The organism is Phycicoccus jejuensis, assembly GCF_044797865.1.
Taxonomy (GTDB): Bacteria; Actinomycetota; Actinomycetes; order Actinomycetales; family Dermatophilaceae; genus Phycicoccus; species Phycicoccus jejuensis.
In genome coordinates this window covers 3,561,277-3,579,732 of the sequence record NZ_CP085209.1, presented here as the reverse complement: position 1 = coordinate 3,579,732, position 18,456 = coordinate 3,561,277, and the positions used below count along the sequence as shown (strand labels likewise).

At 73.4% G+C, this 18,456-nt stretch carries 15 protein-coding genes; 6 read left to right on the top strand and 9 right to left on the bottom strand.

What is annotated here, in order from left to right:
* Positions 1 to 58: 58 nt before the first annotated feature.
* On the top strand, positions 59 to 2,188 hold the full coding sequence (gene malQ / locus LG324_RS16990) for a 4-alpha-glucanotransferase (protein ID WP_404349851.1): 2,130 nt from the start codon (positions 59 to 61) through the stop codon (positions 2,186 to 2,188).
* An 83-nt stretch (positions 2,189 to 2,271) separates the two neighbouring features.
* Here malQ and LG324_RS16985 read toward each other — a convergent pair whose 3' ends face one another.
* The 9 genes from LG324_RS16985 to LG324_RS16945 all read right to left on the bottom strand — a co-directional run bounded on the left by LG324_RS16985 (position 2,272) and on the right by LG324_RS16945 (position 11,335).
* A complete protein-coding gene (locus tag LG324_RS16985) occupies positions 2,272 to 3,243 on the bottom strand; it encodes a hypothetical protein (RefSeq protein ID WP_404349849.1) in 972 nt (323 codons plus the stop codon).
* Between the two features lie 257 nt (positions 3,244 to 3,500).
* Positions 3,501 to 4,196, bottom strand: coding sequence for a type 1 glutamine amidotransferase (locus LG324_RS16980; protein ID WP_404349847.1), 696 nt, complete (start codon positions 4,194 to 4,196; stop codon positions 3,501 to 3,503).
* Positions 4,197 to 4,199: 3 nt separating this feature from the next.
* The gene (locus LG324_RS16975) at positions 4,200 to 4,949 is read right to left on the bottom strand and encodes a VIT family protein (RefSeq protein ID WP_404349844.1); all 750 of its coding nucleotides are present in this window, start codon (positions 4,947 to 4,949) and stop codon (positions 4,200 to 4,202) included.
* A 1-nt stretch (position 4,950) separates the two neighbouring features.
* Complete coding sequence (locus LG324_RS16970; protein WP_404349841.1) at positions 4,951 to 5,259, bottom strand: 4a-hydroxytetrahydrobiopterin dehydratase; 309 nt, start codon at positions 5,257 to 5,259, stop codon at positions 4,951 to 4,953.
* Between the two features lie 65 nt (positions 5,260 to 5,324).
* Complete coding sequence (locus LG324_RS16965) at positions 5,325 to 6,539, bottom strand: ABC transporter ATP-binding protein (protein ID WP_404349838.1); 1,215 nt, start codon at positions 6,537 to 6,539, stop codon at positions 5,325 to 5,327.
* The gene (locus LG324_RS16960; RefSeq protein ID WP_404349836.1) at positions 6,536 to 7,552 is read right to left on the bottom strand and encodes an ABC transporter ATP-binding protein; all 1,017 of its coding nucleotides are present in this window, start codon (positions 7,550 to 7,552) and stop codon (positions 6,536 to 6,538) included. The genes LG324_RS16965 and LG324_RS16960 overlap by 4 nt, the downstream gene beginning before the upstream one ends.
* A gap of 7 nt (positions 7,553 to 7,559) precedes the next feature.
* Positions 7,560 to 8,543 (bottom strand): ABC transporter permease, encoded by a 984-nt coding sequence (locus LG324_RS16955; protein ID WP_404349833.1) that lies wholly within the window; start codon positions 8,541 to 8,543, stop codon positions 7,560 to 7,562.
* Positions 8,540 to 9,547: an ABC transporter permease gene (locus LG324_RS16950; RefSeq protein WP_207025211.1), complete on the bottom strand. Its 1,008-nt coding sequence runs from the start codon at positions 9,545 to 9,547 to the stop codon at positions 8,540 to 8,542. Before LG324_RS16950 ends, LG324_RS16955 begins: the two co-directional genes overlap by 4 nt.
* Before the next feature lie 111 nt (positions 9,548 to 9,658).
* Positions 9,659 to 11,335, bottom strand: coding sequence for an ABC transporter substrate-binding protein (locus tag LG324_RS16945; RefSeq protein ID WP_404349830.1), 1,677 nt, complete (start codon positions 11,333 to 11,335; stop codon positions 9,659 to 9,661).
* A 255-nt stretch (positions 11,336 to 11,590) separates the two neighbouring features.
* On the opposite strand from LG324_RS16945, the gene typA reads away from it, so the two are divergent.
* From typA to LG324_RS16920, 5 genes are read left to right on the top strand one after another with little or no spacing between them, the layout of a single operon-like run.
* Positions 11,591 to 13,486 (top strand): translational GTPase TypA, encoded by a 1,896-nt coding sequence (gene typA / locus LG324_RS16940; protein ID WP_030529534.1) that lies wholly within the window; start codon positions 11,591 to 11,593, stop codon positions 13,484 to 13,486.
* A gap of 9 nt (positions 13,487 to 13,495) precedes the next feature.
* Positions 13,496 to 15,346, top strand: a complete 1,851-nt coding sequence (locus LG324_RS16935; protein ID WP_404349826.1) for an ABC transporter substrate-binding protein — start codon at positions 13,496 to 13,498, stop codon at positions 15,344 to 15,346.
* Entirely contained in the window at positions 15,343 to 16,200 is an 858-nt protein-coding gene (locus LG324_RS16930) for a PIG-L family deacetylase (RefSeq protein ID WP_404349824.1), read from the top strand. The genes LG324_RS16935 and LG324_RS16930 overlap by 4 nt, the downstream gene beginning before the upstream one ends.
* Positions 16,197 to 16,688, top strand: a complete 492-nt coding sequence (locus LG324_RS16925; protein ID WP_030529537.1) for a flavin reductase family protein — start codon at positions 16,197 to 16,199, stop codon at positions 16,686 to 16,688. The genes LG324_RS16930 and LG324_RS16925 overlap by 4 nt, the downstream gene beginning before the upstream one ends.
* Positions 16,685 to 18,427, top strand: a complete 1,743-nt coding sequence (locus LG324_RS16920) for a VanW family protein (protein WP_404349820.1) — start codon at positions 16,685 to 16,687, stop codon at positions 18,425 to 18,427. Before LG324_RS16925 ends, LG324_RS16920 begins: the two co-directional genes overlap by 4 nt.
* Positions 18,428 to 18,456 lie beyond the last annotated feature (29 nt).

Sequence of the window (18,456 nt, the reverse complement as noted above, 5' to 3'; positions counted from 1 at the left end):
CGGGGGCGGGCGCGGACCGGGAGTCCGCGCCCGCCCCTGCCGTTGGCAGGATGGGGGCATGCAGCCCACCCCGTCGCCCCGGCTCGTCGAGCTCGCCCAGGCGCACGGCGTCGCCACCGAGTACTGGGACTGGCGCGGGCAGCACGTCGTCGTGCCCACGTCGTCGATCGTCGCGGTGCTCGCGGCGCTCGGGGTCGAGGCCTCGGACGACGCCGCGGTCGAGGTCTCGCTCGCCGACCACGCCGACCGGCCGTGGCGGCGCACGCTGCCCCCGACCGTCGTCACCCGCGCCGGGCGCACCGCGCAGGTGCAGGTGCACGTGCCCGCCGGGTCGGGCGTCGGGCTCGTCGTCGAGCTCGAGGACGGGGGACGGGTCGAGGCGGCGCAGGTCGACCGCTGGGTGCCGGACCGCGTCGTCGACGGGGTGCCGCTGGGGGAGGCGACCTTCGAGCTGCCGGCCGATCTCCCGCTCGGGTGGCACCGGCTCGTGGCCGTCGGGGACGCCGAGCCGCTCGAGGCCGCGTCGGCCACCGCGACCCTCGTCGTGACGCCGGAACGGCTCGAGCTGCCCGAGCCGGTCGCGTCGCGCCGGGTCGTCGGGCTGATGGCCCAGCTCTACCAGGTGCGCTCGGCGACGACATGGGGCGTCGGCGACCTGCGCGACCTCGCCGGCCTCGCGACGTGGGCCGCCGCCGCGCACGACGCCGACTTCGTCCTCGTCAACCCGCTGCACGCGGCCGAGCCGGTGACCCCGATGGAGGCCTCGCCCTACCTGCCGACGACCCGCCGGTTCGTCAACCCGCTCTACCTCCACGTCGAGGACGTCCCGGAGGTCGCCTCGCTCGACGCGACCGCGCACCGGTCCTTCCTCGGGCTCGCCGCGCGGGGGCGGGCGCTCAACGACGGCGACCGCATCGACCGCGACGCCGCGTGGACGGTCAAGCGCGAGGCGCTGCGGCTCGTCTTCGACGCCGGGCGCTCGGGCGCGCGGGCGGACGCCTTCGAGGAGTTCTGCGCCCGCGAGGGGGAGGGGCTGCTGCACTTCGCCACGTGGTGCGCCCTCGCCGACGTCCACGGGCTGCCGTTCACGCAGTGGTCGGCCGACCTCCAGGACCCCGACGGGCCGGGCGTGCGCGCGTTCGCCGCCGCCCACGCCGACGACGTCGACTTCCACCGGTGGATGCAGTGGCTCCTCGAGCAGCAGCTCGCCGGGGCGCAGCGCGAGGCGACGGCGGCCGGGATGACGCTCGGCGTCGTCCACGACCTCGCCGTCGGGGTGCACCCGGTGGGTGCCGACGCGTGGGGCCTCGGGGACGCGCTGGCCCGCGGCGTCACCGTCGGCGCGCCGCCGGACCCGTTCAACCAGCTCGGCCAGAACTGGAGCCAGCCGCCGTGGCGCCCCGACCGGCTCGCGGAGCTCGGGTACGCGCCGTTCCGCGACATGGTGCGGACCGTGCTGCGCGACTCCGGCGGCATCCGGGTCGACCACATCCTCGGGCTGTTCCGCCTCTGGTGGATTCCGGCCGGCGGCTCGCCCGTCGACGGCACCTACGTCTACTACGACCACGAGGCGCTGCTCGGCATCCTCGTCCTCGAGGCGCAGCGCGCGGGCGCCGTCGTCATCGGCGAGGACCTCGGGGTCGTCGCGCCCAACGTCCGCGACGTCCTCCTCGAGCGCGGGCTGCTCGGCACGTCCATCCTGTGGTTCGAGTGGGACGACGACACCGTGCGCCCGCCGGAGTCCTACCGCGACCTGTGCCTCTCGACGGTCACGGTGCACGACCTGCCGCCGACCGCGGGGTACCTGACCCTCGAGCACGTGGCGGTGCGCGAGCGGCTCGGGCTGCTGACCCGGCCGGTCGAGGAGGAGCGCGAGGTCGAGCAGGCAGCCATCGGGCGGGTGCGCGCGGCGCTCGCGGAGCGCGGGCTGCTCTCGGCCGACGCGGACGTCGACGAGACCGTCGTGGCCCTGCACCGCTGGCTGGCCCGCACCCCGAGCCGGATGCTCGCCGTCGCGCTGCCCGACCTCGTCGGCGACCGTCGGGCCATCAACCAGCCGGGGACCAACGACGAGTACCCCAACTGGCGGCTGCCGCTCGCCGGCCCGGACGGCACCCCGGTCGACCTCGACGACATCCGCGAGGCACCCCTCGCCGAGGCCCTCTTCACCGCCCTGCGCACCCCCTGACCCCGGAGTCCGCGATGGCGCGGCTCGGGGCTCGGGTGGTGGCGTCGCGAGGGGGGTGATCGCCCCCATTCCTGCACCATCGGTCACGCCACCCACCCCATCCACGGGTCGCGGCGGGTGGCCCGCACCGCCGGGCGAGGGCGCGCCGCAGCGACGGTGTAAGCGTCCTCCAGGCGCCGCAGCACCGCCTCGGGCGTCCGGTCGATGCTCCGAGGCGTCACGCCGACGACGACGATGCCGGCCGCGGTGGACGTCGCGTCCGACTCGACGGTGGCGTCCCACTCATCGCCCTGGCCGTGGAACCGGCGCGAGTGCACCATCACCGCCATCGCGACGTCGTCGAACCAGGCATCGGGGCTGACGAGCCGCGACCCGGTGGCGCTGACGAGGCCGGGGTTGAGCCACGGTTCGGGGAGGACATCGGAGGTGCGGACGAGCACGGCGAGCGCGTGCTCGGGACGCGACCACGCGCCGCTCGCCGCGGCCGCGACGGCGGCGTCCACCTGTCCGCCGGACGCCGCCCTGGTGCGGTAGGCCCACTCCGCGACGTCGTCGAGACGGGCGATGCCCTTTTGGACGGCCTCGACGACGAGGGCCACGGCGGTGTCGGGGCTCGCGGCGACGGCGGCCGCGTCGACCGCGGACCGGGCGCGGGAGGACATCCGCAGCGGTCCGCGGACGACGACGTCGGGGTCGTGCAGCACGGTGCGTCGGACGGCGGCGAACCCCGCGGTCCGGTCCGACCCCGGCCGCGGGACGAGCAGGTGGACGGTGCCGTCGTCCTCCGCCGAGGTGATGCCGTGCAGGCGCGCCGCTGTCGGGCCGGCCAGGACGGACGTGGGGCCCGCCCACAGCAGGGCGGCCACGTGACGCTGCCGCACGGTCGGCTCCGCTCTGCTCATCAGCACCACCCTCGGCAGGACCACCCGCCAGCCGCGACCGGCGTTCCACCGCCAGGCCTCGACGCTCACCCCGTGCGCGAGCAGCTGGGAGCGGCTGACGACGCCGTCCTGACGGGCGAGGAGGTCGAGGACCTGGGGTGGGAGCTCTGGCACGGAGTCATCGTCGACCGCCGGCAGGTGGACGCACGAGACGCCGGGGCGAACCTGTGGACGGCCGGGTCCGGCGTCGACGCCTGTGGACGACCCGGGCGTCGACATCCGTCGAGGGGCGCGCGCAGCCGTGGTGGGCCTCGGGGCGCCGCTCGTGGCGTCGGAACGGGGGCGATCACCCCCTGTGCGACGCCACGGAGGCAGCCACCGACGCCACCATCGCCGCAGGAACCGACGGCGGGGGTGGTGGTGGCTCGGGGTCAGGTGAGCTGGGCGAGGAAGCGGCCGGCGAGGGGCTGCCACGCCGTGCGCAGCGCCTCGCGGGCGGCGGTGACCTCGGCGAGGGCCGCGGCCCCGGAGGCGGAGCCGGGCTCGGCGCGCACCCAGTCCGCGAAGACCTCCGGGGAGGTCTCGGGGTGGAACTGCACCGACCACGCCCGCAGCCCGAGCCGCAGCGCCTGCGGCCGACCGTCCGGCAGCGTGGCGAGGAGCGTGGCGCCCGGCGGCAGGTCGAGCACGACGTCGTCGTTGTAGTGCACCGCCGGCGCCCCTGCCGACCCCCCGAGCAGGGGGTCGGCCGCGCCCTCGCGGGTCAGCGCGACCGGTGCGACCCCGATGGTCCGCCCGGACGGGTTTGGCCCCGCGCGGCCGCCGAGCGCCACGGCGGCGAGCTGGTGGCCGAGGCACACGCCGAGCACCGGCTCGCCGGCCCGGGCGGTGTCGCGCAGCAGGGCCTTGGTCGGGGTGAGCCACGGGTGTTCGCCGTCGTCGTTCGCGCCCATCGCCCCGCCGAGGACGACGAGCCCGTTGTGGCCTCCGTCGGCGAGGCGCGCGGGCACCGGCTCCCCGAGGTCCCCGCGGACGACGTCGAGCCCGACGCCGAGCGCGGCCCACCACTCGCCGAGCCACGCCGGAGGGGCGTCCGGCTCGTGCTGGACGACGAGGAGCCGCGGCACGGCCTAGCCGACCTGGGTGCCGACGAGCGAGCCGATCGCGTAGGTCAGGGCCATCGCGAGCAGGCCGCCGACGACGACGCGGACGGTCGCCCGCTGCGCGTCGGCGTCCCCGAGGCGGGCGCTGACCAGGCCCGTCCCGGCGAGCGCGAGGACGACGGCGAGCACCGTCACCGGCACGCGCCACTCCGTCGGCGGCAGGAGGATGGCGACCAGCGGCAGCAGCGCCCCCACGGTGAAGGCGATCATCGACGCCCACGCGGCGTGCCACGGGTTGGTGAGGTCCTCGGGGTCGATGCCGAGCTCGGCCTCGGCGTGCGCGCCGAGGGCGTCGTGGGCGGTGAGCTCGACGGCGACCTGCTCGGCGAGCGCGGGGGAGAGGCCCTTGCCCTCGTAGATCGCCGCGAGCTCGGCGAGCTCGGCCTCCGGCTCCTCGCGCAGCTCGCGGATCTCCTTGGCGATGAGGGCCTTCTCGCTGTCGCGCTGGGTGCTCACCGAGACGTACTCGCCGACCGCCATGCTCATCGCGCCGGCCGCGAGCCCGGCGAGGCCCGCCGTCAGCACCGGCCCGCGCTCGGCCGTCGCGGCGGCCACGCCGATGACGAGGCCGGCGGTCGAGACGATGCCGTCGTTCGCGCCCAGCACCCCGGCGCGCAGCCAGTTGAGCCGGCTCGAGAACGAGCGGTCGTGGGCCTCGTCGTGGCCCTCGAGCGCGGCGGCGTCGACGCGGTCCGGCGCCTGGTGGTCGGGGGTCACGTCAGTCACGGAAGGTCGCCCCCTCGGCGCGCGCCGCGGTGGAGATGCGGTGGGCCAGCTCGATGTCGAGCTGGGTGAGCCCGCCGGCGTCGTGGGTCGTCAGCAGCCACCGGGTCGTGCGCCAGCGGATGTCGATGTCGGGGTGGTGGTTCATCTGCTCGGCCTCGTCGGCCGCGGCCGCGACGAGGCGGATCGCGGCGGGGAAGTCGGGCGCCTCGATCGAGGCCACGAGGGCGTCATCCTCGCGCGCCCAGCCGGGCAGGTCGGCGAGCTGGCGGGTGACCTCGTCGTCGGTGAGGAGTCGGCTCATCCCGCCATCATCGGGCACCCGGGGCGCCGACGGCACCTCAGGTGAGCCTCACCGTGCCCGGCGTCTCAGGGCCCGGGAGGTGTCATCTGCGAGCTCGCGGACGACGTGCGGCGCGCGTCGGCCTCGGCCTCCGCGACCGACGCCGGGCCGATCGCGTCGCCCTCGTCCTCGCCGCGCCAGTCCTGCACGGTCGCGGTGGCGGTCACCTCGTGCCGCTGGATCTCGCCGCGGGCGATCTCCTCGGCGAAGTGGCACGCGACCCGGTGCGAGGCGGGCACACCGTCGACCTCGACGACCCGCAGCTGCGGGCGCTCGTCGTCGCAGCGCGTCTCCTGCCGCCACGGGCAGCGGGTGTGGAAGCGGCAGCCCGACGGCGGGCGCGACGGGGAGGGGAGGTCGCCGACGAGGAGGATCTGCTCGCGTGCGTCCTCGGCGGCCGGGTCGGGCAGCGGCACGGCCGAGAGCAGCGCCCGCGTGTACGGGTGCAGCGGCTGCGCGTAGAGGTCGTCGGCCGACGCCTCCTCGACGAGCCCGCCGAGGTACATGACGCCGATCCGGTCGCTGATGTGCCGGACGACCGCGAGGTCGTGGGCGACGACGAGGTAGGTGAGGTCGAACTCGTCCTGGAGCTCCTCGAGCAGGTTGATGACCTGCGCCTGCACCGACACGTCGAGCGCCGAGACCGGCTCGTCGGCGACGATGAGCTTCGGCTCGACCGCGAGGGCGCGGGCGATGCCGATGCGCTGGCGCTGGCCGCCCGAGAACTCGTGCGGGTACTTCTTGAGGGCCGCCGCGGGCAGGCCGACGGCCGCGAGCAGCTCGCGCAGCCGCTTCGCCGTGGCCTTGGCGTCGGTCGCGAGGCCGTGCGCCTTCATCCCCTCGACGAGGAGCGACTCGACCGACTGCCGGGGGTCGAGGCTGCTCATCGGGTCCTGGAAGACCATCTGGAAGTCCTTGCGCCGCCGGCGCAGCGCGGCGCCCTTGAGCGAGGCGACGTCGGTGCCGTCGACGAGGACGCTGCCCTCGGTCGGCGGCTCGAGGTTGAGGATCGCCTTGCCGAGGGTCGACTTGCCGCAGCCGGACTCGCCGACGAGGCCGTAGGTCTCGCCCTTGCGGATCTGCAGGTCGACCCCGTCGACCGCGTAGACGTGGCCGATCACCTTGTCGAAGATGACGCCGCGCTTGATGGGGAAGTGCACCTTGACCCCGCGGGCGTCGACGAGCAGCTCGCGCTCGTCGGCGGGCGTCTCGGCGGGCGTGGGCTCGGCGGTGGCGGTCATCGGGGTCCTCCGACGGGGTTGAAGCAGCGCAGCGCGCGGCTGCCGGACTCCTCGAGCTGCGGCGTCCGCTGGGTGCAGACGTCGACCGGCTGCGAGCAGCGGGGGGCGAAGGCGCAGGCGCTCGTCCACGGCAGGTTGTCCGACACCGAGCCGGGGATGGGCGTCAGCGGGGCACGCTCGGCGTCGAGCCGGGGGATCGACGCGAGCAGGCCGTTCGTGTAGGGGTGGCGCGGCTGCCCGAAGAGCTCGTGCCGGCCGCCGCGCTCGACGATCCGGCCGCCGTAGAGGACGTTGACCTCGTCGCAGAGCCCCGCGACGACCCCGAGGTCGTGCGTGATCATGACCAGGGCCGTCCCGGTCTCCTGGACCAGCTCCTTGAGCAGGCTGAGGATCTGCGCCTGGATGGTCACGTCGAGCGCGGTCGTCGGCTCGTCGGCGATGAGCAGTCGCGGCGCGCAGGCCAGGGCCATCGCGATGAGCGCGCGCTGGCGCATCCCGCCCGACATCTGGTGCGGGTAGTCCTTGAGCCGGCGGTCGGGGTCGGGGATGCCGACGCGCTCGAGGAGGTCGCGGGCCAGGGGCGTCGCCGCCTTGCGCGACATCTTGCGGTGGCGCTCGAGGACCTCGGTGACCTGCAGGCCCACGGGCACCACCGGGTTCAGCGACGAGAGCGGGTCCTGGAAGATCATCGCGATGTCGCGACCGCGCCGGTCACGCATCTCGGAGGAGCCGAGGCGCAGCAGGTCGGTGCCGTCGAAGGTCGCGGTGCCCTCGACCCGGTTGCCGCGCGGGGGGAGCAGCCCCATGATCGCGAGCGAGGTGACGGACTTGCCGCAGCCGGACTCGCCGACGAGGCCGACGGTCTGGCCGGGCCGGACGTCGAACGAGACGCCGTCGACGGCGGTGAAGGGCTCCTCGCCCTGCCGCGTGAACGTGACCCTCAGGTCGCGGACGGACAGCAGCGGCTCGTCGCCGTGACGGTTCGTGGACGGGGTGGTCGCCGTGGCGGTCATCGGCGGGTCACCTCCTGCTCTTGGGGTCGAGGGCCTCGCGCAGCGACTCGCCCATGAGGGTGAAGCCGAGGGCGACGACGATGATGCACAGCGCCGGGTACACGGCGAGGTGCGGGTAGTCGTAGATGTAGGTCTGGGCCTTGCCGAGCATCTGGCCCCACTCGGGCTGGCGGTCGTTGGGGTTGCCGAGCCCGAGGAAGCTCAGGGCGGCGGCGTCGATGATCGACGTCGCGAGCACGAGCGTCGACTGGACGATGACCGGACCGAGCGCGTTGGGCAGCATGTGCCGGAAGACGACGGCCCGCTCGGTGACACCGAGGGCACGGGCGGCGAGCACGTGGTCGCTGTGCCGCTGGGCGAGCATCGACCCGCGCAGCAGGCGCGCGAAGATCGGCACCTGGACGGCCGCCACGGCGATGATGACGGTCAGCTGGCTCGGGCGGGCGGCCAGCGCGGCGATGGAGAAGGCGAGCAGCAGCGAGGGGATCGAGAGCAGGACGTCGACGATGCGCATGACGAGCGCGTCGACCCACCCCCCGAACGCGCCCGCGAGGACGCCGAGGACCATCCCGCCGGCGAGTCCGAACAGCGTCGCGAAGACCCCGACGATGAGCGTCTGCTGGCTGCCGACGATGAGGCGGGAGAGCAGGTCGCGGCCGGCGTCGTCGGCGCCGAGCGGGAACCCGGGCTGGGGGCCCGGCACGGGGTTGGACTGCGGGCGCACCTGGTCGATGAGGTAGCCGACCGCGGGGTCGTGCGGGGCGATGACGCGCGACACGAGGGCGAGGACGACGAAGAGGAGCGTGATGCCCGCGCCGATGAGGAAGACCGGGTTGCGGCGCAGGCGCTTCCACGCGCTGGCGATGAGCGAGACGCCGGGCTTCTCGTCGACGGTCCCGGCCTCGCGGACGAGGGTGGCCGTGCCGCCCGAGGTCGCGGCGAGGTCGTCGATGCGGTCCTTGCGGCGGTTCATGGGGTTGGTGGGGCTCATCGGGTCCTCACCCTCGGGTCGATGACGGCGTACGCGATGTCGACGAGCAGGTTGATGATGACGTAGATCGCGGCGGCCGCGAGGATGAGGACCTCGAGGACCGGGTAGTCGCGCCGCTGGAAGGCCACCGCCAGCGCGTTCCCGATGCCGCCGAAGTTGAAGACCTGCTCGGTGAGCACCGCTCCGGCGAGCAGGCCGCCGGTCTGGAGGCCGATCGTCGTGACGACGGGCAGCAGGGCGTTGCGCAGGACGTGCCGGCCCCGGATGACGCGGGCGTTGAGGCCCTTGGACTCGGCGGTGCGCACGTAGTCCTCACCGAGCACGTCGAGGACCGAGGCGCGGGTGATGCGGTAGATGACCGCGAAGGGGATCGTCGCGAGGGCCACCGACGGCAGGACCAGGTGCTTGAGGGCGCTCGCCGAGCAGTCGAACTCCCGGGTCAGCAGGCCGTCGAGGACGAAGAAGTTCGTCACGCGGGTGCAGCCGATGTTGTCCTGGCGGCCCGAGACCGGGAACCAGTTGTGCTCGACCGAGAGCTGGTACTTGAGGAGGAAGGCGAGGAAGAAGACCGGGACGGCGACACCGACGAGCGAGACGATGACCAGCCCGCTGTCGAGCGGCGAGTTGGCGCGCCGGGCGGAGACGTAGCCGAGCGGGATCGCGAGGACGACGGCGATGAGCAGGGCGAGGAAGCTCAGCTCGATGGTGGCCGGCAGCCGGTCGAGGAAGATCGTCATGGCGTCGGTCCCGGGCAGGACGCCGGTCGAGACGCCGAACTCGCCCCGGAGGGCGCGGGTGAGGAACTTCCAGTACTGGACCCAGATCGGCTCGTCGAGGCCGAGCGCCTTGGTCAGCGCGGCCCGGGTCTCGGGCGTGGCCCGCTCGCCGAGGATCGCGGAGACCGTGCCTCCGGGCAGGGAGCGCAGCCAGAAGAACAGGAGCAGCGAGAGCACGAAGACCACCCCCACCATCTGGAGGAGTCGTCTGATGATGAAACGCGCCAACGTGAGGCTCCTGGTGTTCCCGGTGGACGACGGTGGCCGCCCCGAACGGCTGTGTTCGGGGCGGCCACCGACCCTATACGGACGTGCTCGCGGGGTGGGGACCCCGCGCGGTCACTTGCCTACGGTGACGGTGTCGAACGTCTCCGCCGTCAGCGGGCTGGCCACGAGGCCCTGGACCTTGCCGCTCGTGACGAGCGCCGGCGGGGAGTGGCTGACGGGGATGCCCGGCAGGTACTCCTCGGCGATGCGCTTGTTGATGTCCTGGTAGGCGGCGTCGCGCTCACCCTCGTCGACGATGGCGTCGGCCTTCTTGAGGTCCTCGGAGAGCGTCTTGCCCCACGGCATCACGCTCGTGTGGAAGTCGTTGCTCTTGAGGTTGCTGAAGAAGGTGCCGAGGAAGTTGTCCGCGGCGTTGTAGTCGCCGGTCCAGCCGAGCAGCCACATGTCGTACGCGCCGTTGGCCGACACGTCGTCGAGGTAGCCACCGTTCCACGGCTTGCTCACCTGCTCGACCTTGATGCCGACGGCCTCGAGGTCCTTGGTGAACGCGGCGTGGATCTTCTGGGGGTCCGGCATGTACGGCCGCGAGACCTCGGTCGGGAAGGCGAACTTGAGGGTCATGCCCTCGGCGCCGGCCTCGGCGAGGAGCGACTTGGCCTTCTCCGGGTCGTAGGCGTACGGCTGGAGCTGGGTGTTGTAGCCGGAGACGGTGTCGGGCATGAACTGCGAGGCCACCTTGGCGCCCTCGGGCAGCTGGGTCTTGACCATCTGGTCCCGGTTGAGGGCGTAGGCGATGGCCTGGCGCACCTTGAGGTCCTTGAGCTTCGGGTTCCGCTCCGGGTTCAGGCCCAGGTAGAGGATGTTGAAGGCGGGGCGGACCTCGACCTTGTTGCCGGCGTCCTCCAGACCCTTCCAGTCGACCGGGTTGGGCAGGTCGTAGCCGTCGATCGAGCCGGCCTGCAGCTCCTGGCGGCGGGTGCTCTCGTCGGGGATGATCTTGAAGACGAGGGTCTTGGTCTTCGGCTGCTCGCCGTAGTAGTTCTCGTTGGCGACGAGGGTGACGGTCTTGTTCGCCTCGTCGTACTTCGAGAGCTTGTACGGGCCGATGCCGACCGGGGCCTTCGAGTAGGCGGGGTAGGTGAAGCCCTCGCCCTGCGCCTGGACGTTGTTGGCGTCCCCGTCCTTGAGCGCCTTCGGCGACTGCATCGAGAAGGAGTCGAGCGACAGGATCGTCGGGAAGCTCGAGGTGGTGCGGGTGACGTCGATGACTGCGGTGTTCTCGTCCGGCGCCTCGCACGACTTGTAGAGCGAGCCCGACGGGTCGTCGCTGAACGAGCCGAAGAAGTAGCCCCAGTACTCGGCCGCCGTCTGGCCGGCGCCCTTCTGCTCGAACATGCGCTGCATGTTGTCGCAGACCGCCTGGCCGTTGAACGGCTCGCCGTCGGAGAACTTGACGCCCTGGCGCAACTTGAAGGTCCAGGACAGGCCGTCCTCGGACGGGGTCCAGCTCTCGGCCAGCTCGGGCTGGATGTCGGCGGTGCCGGGCTTGATGCCGAGCAGGCCCGAGTGGATCTGGCGGGTGATGCGGAAGGTCTCGCCGTCGGTCGCGTAGAGCGGGTCGAAGACGTCGGGGGCCCCCGCCGCGCCGAACGTGAAGGTGTCCTTCACGTTCGTGGCACCGGATGCGCCCGTCCCTCCGTCGGAGTCCCGCTCGGACTGGGCGCACGCCGTCATGCTCAGGGCGGCGGCCGTCAGGAGCACGAGGGGCGCCGTGCGCTTGCGTGTCATCAGTGTGAACCTCGCTTGGGTGTGCGATCGCTCGGACCGCCCGGGTCGGGCGGACGAGGTCCCGCGCGGGCACCGGTCGCCCGGCCCCTCGCGGTTGCACGGACCCTAGCCAGCAAATTGCGCGGGGGGAACGGCCCGACGCGAGTGGTTACCCAAGTGAGACCGAATCCGCGGCGCAGACCTTTCGGCGCGTCTCCGCGGCCGCGCCACTACGCCGATTCGGTCGCTGGCGCAAGACCTGAGAGACTGGTGGGCATGTCTGCCTCCCGCCGCGACGACCTCCGTAACGTCGCCATCGTCGCGCACGTCGACCACGGAAAGACCACGCTCGTCGACAAGATGCTGTGGCAGTCCGGAGCCTTCGGCGAGCACCAGCACGTCGACGAGCGCGCCATGGACAGCGGTGACCTCGAGCGCGAGAAGGGCATCACCATCCTCGCGAAGAACACCGCCGTCCGGTACGCCGGCCCGGCCGCGGTCGACGCCGGGATCACCGACGGCATGACCATCAACATCATCGACACCCCGGGCCACGCCGACTTCGGTGGCGAGGTCGAGCGCGGCCTGTCGATGGTCGACGGCGTCGTCCTGCTCGTCGACGCCTCCGAGGGCCCGCTGCCCCAGACCCGGTTCGTCCTGCGCAAGGCGCTCGCCGCGCAGATGCCCGTCGTCCTGTGCATCAACAAGGTCGACCGCCCCGACGCCCGCATCGCCGAGGTCGTCGACGAGGTCTACGAGCTCTTCATGGACCTCCTCGTCGACGCCGAGCACCACCAGGACCAGCTCGACTTCCCGGTCGTCTACGCCTCGGCCAAGGCCGGCCGCGCCTCGCTGACCCGCCCGGCCGACGGCGGCCTGCCGGAGGACGAGGACCTCGAGGCGCTGTTCCGGACGATCATCGAGACGATCCCGGCGCCCTCCTACGACGACGAGGCCCCGCTCCAGGCGCACGTCACCAACCTCGACGCGTCCAACTTCCTCGGCCGCCTCGCGCTCCTGCGCGTGCACAACGGCACGATCCGCAAGGGCCAGCAGGTCGCCTGGTGCCGCCGCGACGGCTCGACCGTCCCGGTGAAGATCACCGAGCTGCTCATGACCGAGGCGCTCGAGCGCCGCTCCGCGGAGTCCGCCGGCCCGGGCGACATCATCGCCGTCGCCGGCATCCCCGAGATCACCATCGGCGAGACCCTCGCCGACCTCGACGACCCGCGGCCGCTGCCGCTCATCACGGTCGACGAGCCGGCCATCTCGATGACGATCGGCATCAACACCAGCCCGATGGCCGGCCGCGTCAAGGGCGCCAAGGTCACCGCGCGCCTGGTCAAGGACCGCCTCGACCGCGAGCTCATCGGCAACGTCTCGATGCGCGTCCTGCCGACCGAGCGCCCCGACGCCTGGGAGGTCCAGGGCCGTGGCGAGCTCGCGCTGGCCATCCTCGTCGAGCAGATGCGCCGCGAGGGCTACGAGCTGACCGTCGGCAAGCCGGTCGTCGTCACCCGCGAGGTCGACGGCAAGGTGCAGGAGCCGGTCGAGCGGCTGACCATCGACACCCCCGAGGAGTACCTCGGCTCCATCACCCAGCTGCTCGCCGCCCGCAAGGGCCGCATGGAGCAGATGACCAACCACGGCACCGGCTGGGTGCGGATGGAGTACCTCGTCCCCTCGCGCGGCCTCATCGGCTTCCGGACGCAGTTCCTCACCGACACCCGCGGCACCGGCATCGCCAACCACGTCTTCGAGGGCTACGAGCCCTGGCTCGGCGAGATCACGACCCGCATCAGCGGCTCGCTCGTCTCGGACCGCTCGGGGCCCGCGACCGCCTACGCGATGATGAACCTCCAGGAGCGCGGGACGCTCTTCATCCCGCCGACCACCGAGGTGTACGAGGGCATGATCGTCGGCGAGAACTCGCGCGCCGACGACATGGACGTCAACATCACCAAGGAGAAGAAGCTCACCAACGTGCGCTCCGCCGGTGCCGACGTCCTCGAGCGGCTCGCGCCGCCCCGCGCCCTCTCGCTCGAGCAGTCCCTCGAGTTCTGCCGCGAGGACGAGTGCGTCGAGGTGACCCCCGAGGCGATCCGCATCCGGAAGGTGGAGCTCGACCAGACTCTGCGCGCCCGCGCCGCGGCCCGCGCCAGGAGGAGCTGACCGCAGGGCATGACGAGCAGGAGCGACCGCAGTCCCGAGCAGGCCGCCGTCTCGCGCAGCGCGCGGCGGCGGGCGAGCCGGCGCCGTCCGACGCGCCTCGTCGTGGGGCTGGCCCTCATCGTCGTCGCGGTGCTCGTCGGGGCGGGGGTGGTCGTGGCGCGTCAGCGCGGCGGCGGCACCGGCTCCGACACGCTGCCGAGCTCGGCGGTCGGGGACCGCGTCGACACCCGCGGGGGCACGCTCAGCGCGCTCGCCCTGGGTCCGGTGCCCTCGTGGGACCCGCAGCGGATCGCGTCGCGGGCCGACATGGCCTTCGCCGGGCGGGTGTTCGCGCGGACCCTCACCGCCTACGCCCCGAGCACCGACCCGCAGCAGCAGTCGCGGCTCGTCGGCGACCTCGCGACCGACACCGGCACCGCGAGCGAGGACCTCAAGACCTGGTCCTTCACCCTCCGCGAGGGCCTGCGGTGGCAGGACGGCAGCGAGCTGACCTGCGCGGACGTCGCCTACGGCATCTCGCGGACCTTCGCCACCGACGAGGTGACGGGCGGCCCGACCGACGCGCTGGCCGTGCTCGCCATCCCGCGCGAGGCCGACGGGTCGAGCACCTACACCGGTCCGTACGGCTCCGGCGAGAAGGCGAAGGCCGCGCAGGCCGTCTTCGACAAGGCCGTGACGTGCGACGACCGCCAGATCACGTTCACCCTGAGCACCCCGGTCGGTGACTTCGCCGAGATGCTCTCGCAGCCCGCGTTCGGCCCGGTCAAGAAGTCCGCCGACCGTCGGGCCGACGGCACCTACGACGTGTTCAGCAGCGGCCCGTACATGCTGCGGGGCGCGTGGGAGCCCGGCCGCGGCGGCCTCTTCGTGCGCAACCCGCACTGGGACGCCGCGAGCGACCCCGTGCGCAAGGCCTACCCGGACCAGATCCGCTACCAGGAGGGCCTGGACGCGGAGGCGATCGCGCAGCAGGTGAGCGCCGACAACGCCGCCGGCCGGGCCGCCGTGGCCCTCGCGTCCGTGCCGCCCGCCATCCAGCAGCAGGTCACCGCCGTGCAGAGCCTCGGTGACCGGTCGGTCAACCCGCTGACCGGCGTGGTCGACTACCTCGTGCCGAACGTCAAGAGCCCCGTCTTCGCGGACGAGAAGGTCCGGCTGGCGCTCGCCGCCGCGACCAACCGCGACGCGTACGTCACCGCGATCGGCGGCGCCACCGCGGCGCAGCCGTCGGTGTCGCTCCTGCCGAGCGCCCTGCCGTCGGCGCACGACGACGACCCGGTGGGGGCCGGGGTGCGCGGCGACGCCGCCCGGGCCAAGGCCCTGCTCGCCGAGGCGAAGGTCGAGGGCCCGGTGGAGTTCACCCTCGCCTACCGCTCCGACCCCACGGCAGACAAGGCCGTCGCGGCCCTCGTCGCGGGCTGGCGGCAGGCCGGCTTCGCGCCGACCGTCGAGCCGATCACCGAGGACTACTTCTCGACGATCGTCCAGAAGTCCGCCGCCGAGGACTACGACGTGTTCTGGTCCAACTGGGCACCCGCGTGGCCCTCCGGCTCGACGGTGCTCCCGCCGCTGTTCGACAGCACGATCAACATCACCGACGCGGGCCCCGGCCGCGACTACGGCTACTTCAGCGACGAGCGCCTCGACGAGCAGATGGCCAAGACCTCGACCGTCGCCGACCGGACGGCCCGCGAGCGGGGCTGGGCCGACGTCGACCGCCGGCTGCTCCAGCAGGGCGCCTACATCGGGCTCGCGGAGCGCCGCGCGCTGTACATCGCGGGCAGCGACGTGCGCAACCTCTCGGCCAACACCGTGCTCGGCGGCGTCGTCGAGCTCGCCGACATCGCGGTCGTGCCGTGAGGGGCCTGCTCGACGGCCTCGACCTCGGGGGCAGGCCGTCCCGGATGCTCTTCGTCCACGCCCACCCGGACGACGAGACGCTGACGACCGGGGTCGCGCTGGCCCACCACGCGGCCCGGGGCGACGAGGTCCACGTCCTCACGTGCACGCTCGGCGAGGAGGGCGAGGTCATCCCGCCGGCGCTCGCGCACCTCGAGGGCGACGGCCCCGCGCTCGCCGCGCACCGCCGCGACGAGCTGCACCGGGCGATGGCCGTCCTCGGCGTCACCCACCACCTGCTCGAAGACGCCGACGGCGCCTTCCGCGACTCGGGGATGGCCGGCTCGGCCGCCGCGGCCGACCCGCGCGCCTGGGCCGGGGTGGCGCCCGAGGTCGCGGCCGCCGCGGTCGCCGCCGTCGTCGAGCGCCTCGCCCCGGACGTCGTCGTCACCTACGACGCGGGGGGTGGCTACGGCCACCCCGACCACGTGCGCACCCATGCGGCGACCCGGCAGGCCCTGCGCACCACGGGGGCCGACCTGCCGCTGCTCGGCCGCCTCACCCCGCTGACCTGGGCGAGCGAGGACCACGCCTGGCTCGCCGCCCACGTCCCCGCGGGCGAGGGGTGGGTCGTGCCGGACGCGACGAGCGAGTACGCGGGCGACGTCGTCCCGGACCAGGTCGTCACCCGGGTCGTGGTCGACGCCTCCGTCGTGCCCGCCCAGGAGCAGGCCCTGCGCGCCCACGAGACCCAGGTCGTCGTCGGCCCGGGGTGGTACGCCCTGTCCAACCGCCACGTCTTCCGGCTCGCCGGCCGCGAGGGCTACGCGCGCCTCGACCTCGCGACGGGCCGCCCGGTGGGGGAGGCGTCGTGAGCACCCCCGACGAGGCCGTCTTCCGGCAGGCGATGGGCCGGATGGCCCAGGGCGTCAGCATCATCACGACGCGCCAGGGCGGTCACGACCACGCGATGACCGCCGACACCGTCACCTCGGTCTCGCTCGACCCGCTGCTCGTCCTCGTCTGCGTCGAGACCGAGAGCCGCTTCCACGACGCCGTCGTCGACGCCGGCGTCTGGGGTGTCAGCGTGCTCGGCGTCGACCAGCGGCCGCTGTCGGACTGGTTCGCCACCCGCGGCCGCCCCCTGCACGGCCAGCTCGACCGGGCGCCGCACCACCGCGGCCCGCAGACCGGCGTGCCGCTCGTCGACGGCGCCCTGACGACGCTCGAGTGCCGGACCACGGCCGTCCACCCCGCGGGGGACCACGTCATCGTCGTCGGCGAGGTGCTCGGCGTCGACATCCCCGACACCGTCGGGCCCGCCCTCGTCCACTACCGCGGCCGCTACGGGAGCCTCGCATGACCGACGACCTGCTCGGGCCGGACACCTGGGAGGAGCCGGCGTGGGAGGACCCCGCGCCCGGCCGCCGGCGCTGGCCCTACGTCGTCGGCGGGGCGCTCGTGCTGCTCGCCGTCGTCTACGGCGCGACCGCGGCCTGGGCCGCGGACCGGGTCGCGCGTGGCACCACCGTCGCCGGCGTCGAGGTCGGCGGGCAGAGCGGAGCGCAGGCCCGCGCGACGCTCGCGCGCGCGCTCGGTGACGGATCGGGCCGCCCGCTGACGCTCACGTCCCCGGCCGGCGAGGCGTCCGTCGACCCGGCCGACGCCGGGCTCGCCGTCGACGTCCCGGCCAGCGTCGACCCGCTCGTCGGCTTCAGCCTCGCCCCCGCCGACGTCTGGCGCCAGGTCGCCGGCGGCGGGGAGCAGCCGGCCGCCGTCACCGTCGACGAGGCCGCGTTCGGCGAGGCGCTGGAGGGCGTGCGGGACGAGCTCGACGCGTCGGCGAAGGAGGGCAGCGTCTCCGTCGCCGGCGGCAAGGTGGCCTACGAGGAGCCGGTCGCCGGGGTCGAGACCGACGTCGCGCGGACGGCTGCCGCGGTGCGTCGCGCCTGGCCCGGCCGCGACACCGTCGCCGTCGTCGGCGACGTCCGGGCCCCGAAGGTGTCCGCGCAGGAGCTGCAGCGGGTCCGCGACGAGTTCGCGGAGGTCGCCGTGTCCGCGCCGGTCACCGTGCAGGTCGGCGGGTCCTCCTTCGAGCTGTCCGCGAAGCAGCTCGCCCCGGCGGCCGTGCTCACGCCGGCCGACGACGGCACGATCACGCCGCGCGCCGACGACGAGAAGCTGCGCGCGATCGTCCACGCGGCCGCGAAGAAGGCCAAGCTCGAGGTCGCCCCGAAGGACGCCGTCGTCACGTTCGCCGGCAACGACTGGCGCAAGCCGAAGGTCGCCCCGTCGGCCCCGGGCAGCGCGCTCGACGACGCCTCGATCAGCGCCGCGGTCTGGACGGCCTTCTCCACCCCGTCGAAGACCGCCACGGTGACGACTAAGGAGGTGCAGCCGGAGTTCACGACCGAGGTCGCGAAGAAGACGCTGCCCCGGGAGAAGGTCTCCAGCTTCACCACCTACTACGAGCCGGGCGCGGCGCGCGTCACCAACATCAAGAACGCCGCCCGCTACCTCGACGGCACCTACGTGCCCCCGGGCGAGCAGTTCAGCATGAACGGCGTCCTCGGCGAGCGGACCCCCGACAAGGGCTACGTCAAGGCGGGGATCATCCTCAACAACCGCTTCTCCGACAGCTACGGCGGCGGCATCTCGCAGGTCTCGACGACGATCTTCAACGCCTCGTTCTTCGCCGGCGTGCAGCTCGACGCGTGGCAGGCCCACTCGTTCTACATCTCGCGCTACCCCGAGGGCCGGGAGGCGACGATCTCGTGGCCGGACCTGCACAACAAGTTCACGAACACGCTCGACGGCGGCATCCTCATCGACGTCGTCGCGACGGACACCTCGGTCACCGTCACGTACTGGGGCACGAAGAAGTACGACGTCGAGGCGACCAAGAGCGCCCGCTACGACATCGTCCAGCCGAAGGTCGTCCGGGACGACAGCCCGACCTGCAAGCCGCAGGGCCCCGTCCCCGGCTTCAAGGTCGACATCGGCCGCATCTTCAAGCAGGGCGGCAAGGTCGTCCGGAAGGCCTCGTTCACGACCTCCTACGTGCCCGAGGACGACGTGACCTGTACCGCCTCCGGCCGCTGAGCCGATGCCGGTGTCGTCCCTTCGGACAG

Coding starts and splice junctions, on each gene's coding strand:
- malQ (WP_404349851.1), top strand. CDS start 59: ATGCAGCCCACCCCGTCGCCCCGGCTCGTCGAGCTCGCCCAGGCGCAC.
- LG324_RS16970 (WP_404349841.1), bottom strand. CDS start 5,259: ATGAGCCGACTCCTCACCGACGACGAGGTCACCCGCCAGCTCGCCGAC.
- LG324_RS16965 (WP_404349838.1), bottom strand. CDS start 6,539: ATGACCGCCACCGCCGAGCCCACGCCCGCCGAGACGCCCGCCGACGAG.
- LG324_RS16960 (WP_404349836.1), bottom strand. CDS start 7,552: ATGACCGCCACGGCGACCACCCCGTCCACGAACCGTCACGGCGACGAG.
- LG324_RS16955 (WP_404349833.1), bottom strand. CDS start 8,543: ATGAGCCCCACCAACCCCATGAACCGCCGCAAGGACCGCATCGACGAC.
- LG324_RS16945 (WP_404349830.1), bottom strand. CDS start 11,335: ATGACACGCAAGCGCACGGCGCCCCTCGTGCTCCTGACGGCCGCCGCC.
- typA (WP_030529534.1), top strand. CDS start 11,591: ATGTCTGCCTCCCGCCGCGACGACCTCCGTAACGTCGCCATCGTCGCG.
- LG324_RS16935 (WP_404349826.1), top strand. CDS start 13,496: ATGACGAGCAGGAGCGACCGCAGTCCCGAGCAGGCCGCCGTCTCGCGC.
- LG324_RS16920 (WP_404349820.1), top strand. CDS start 16,685: ATGACCGACGACCTGCTCGGGCCGGACACCTGGGAGGAGCCGGCGTGG.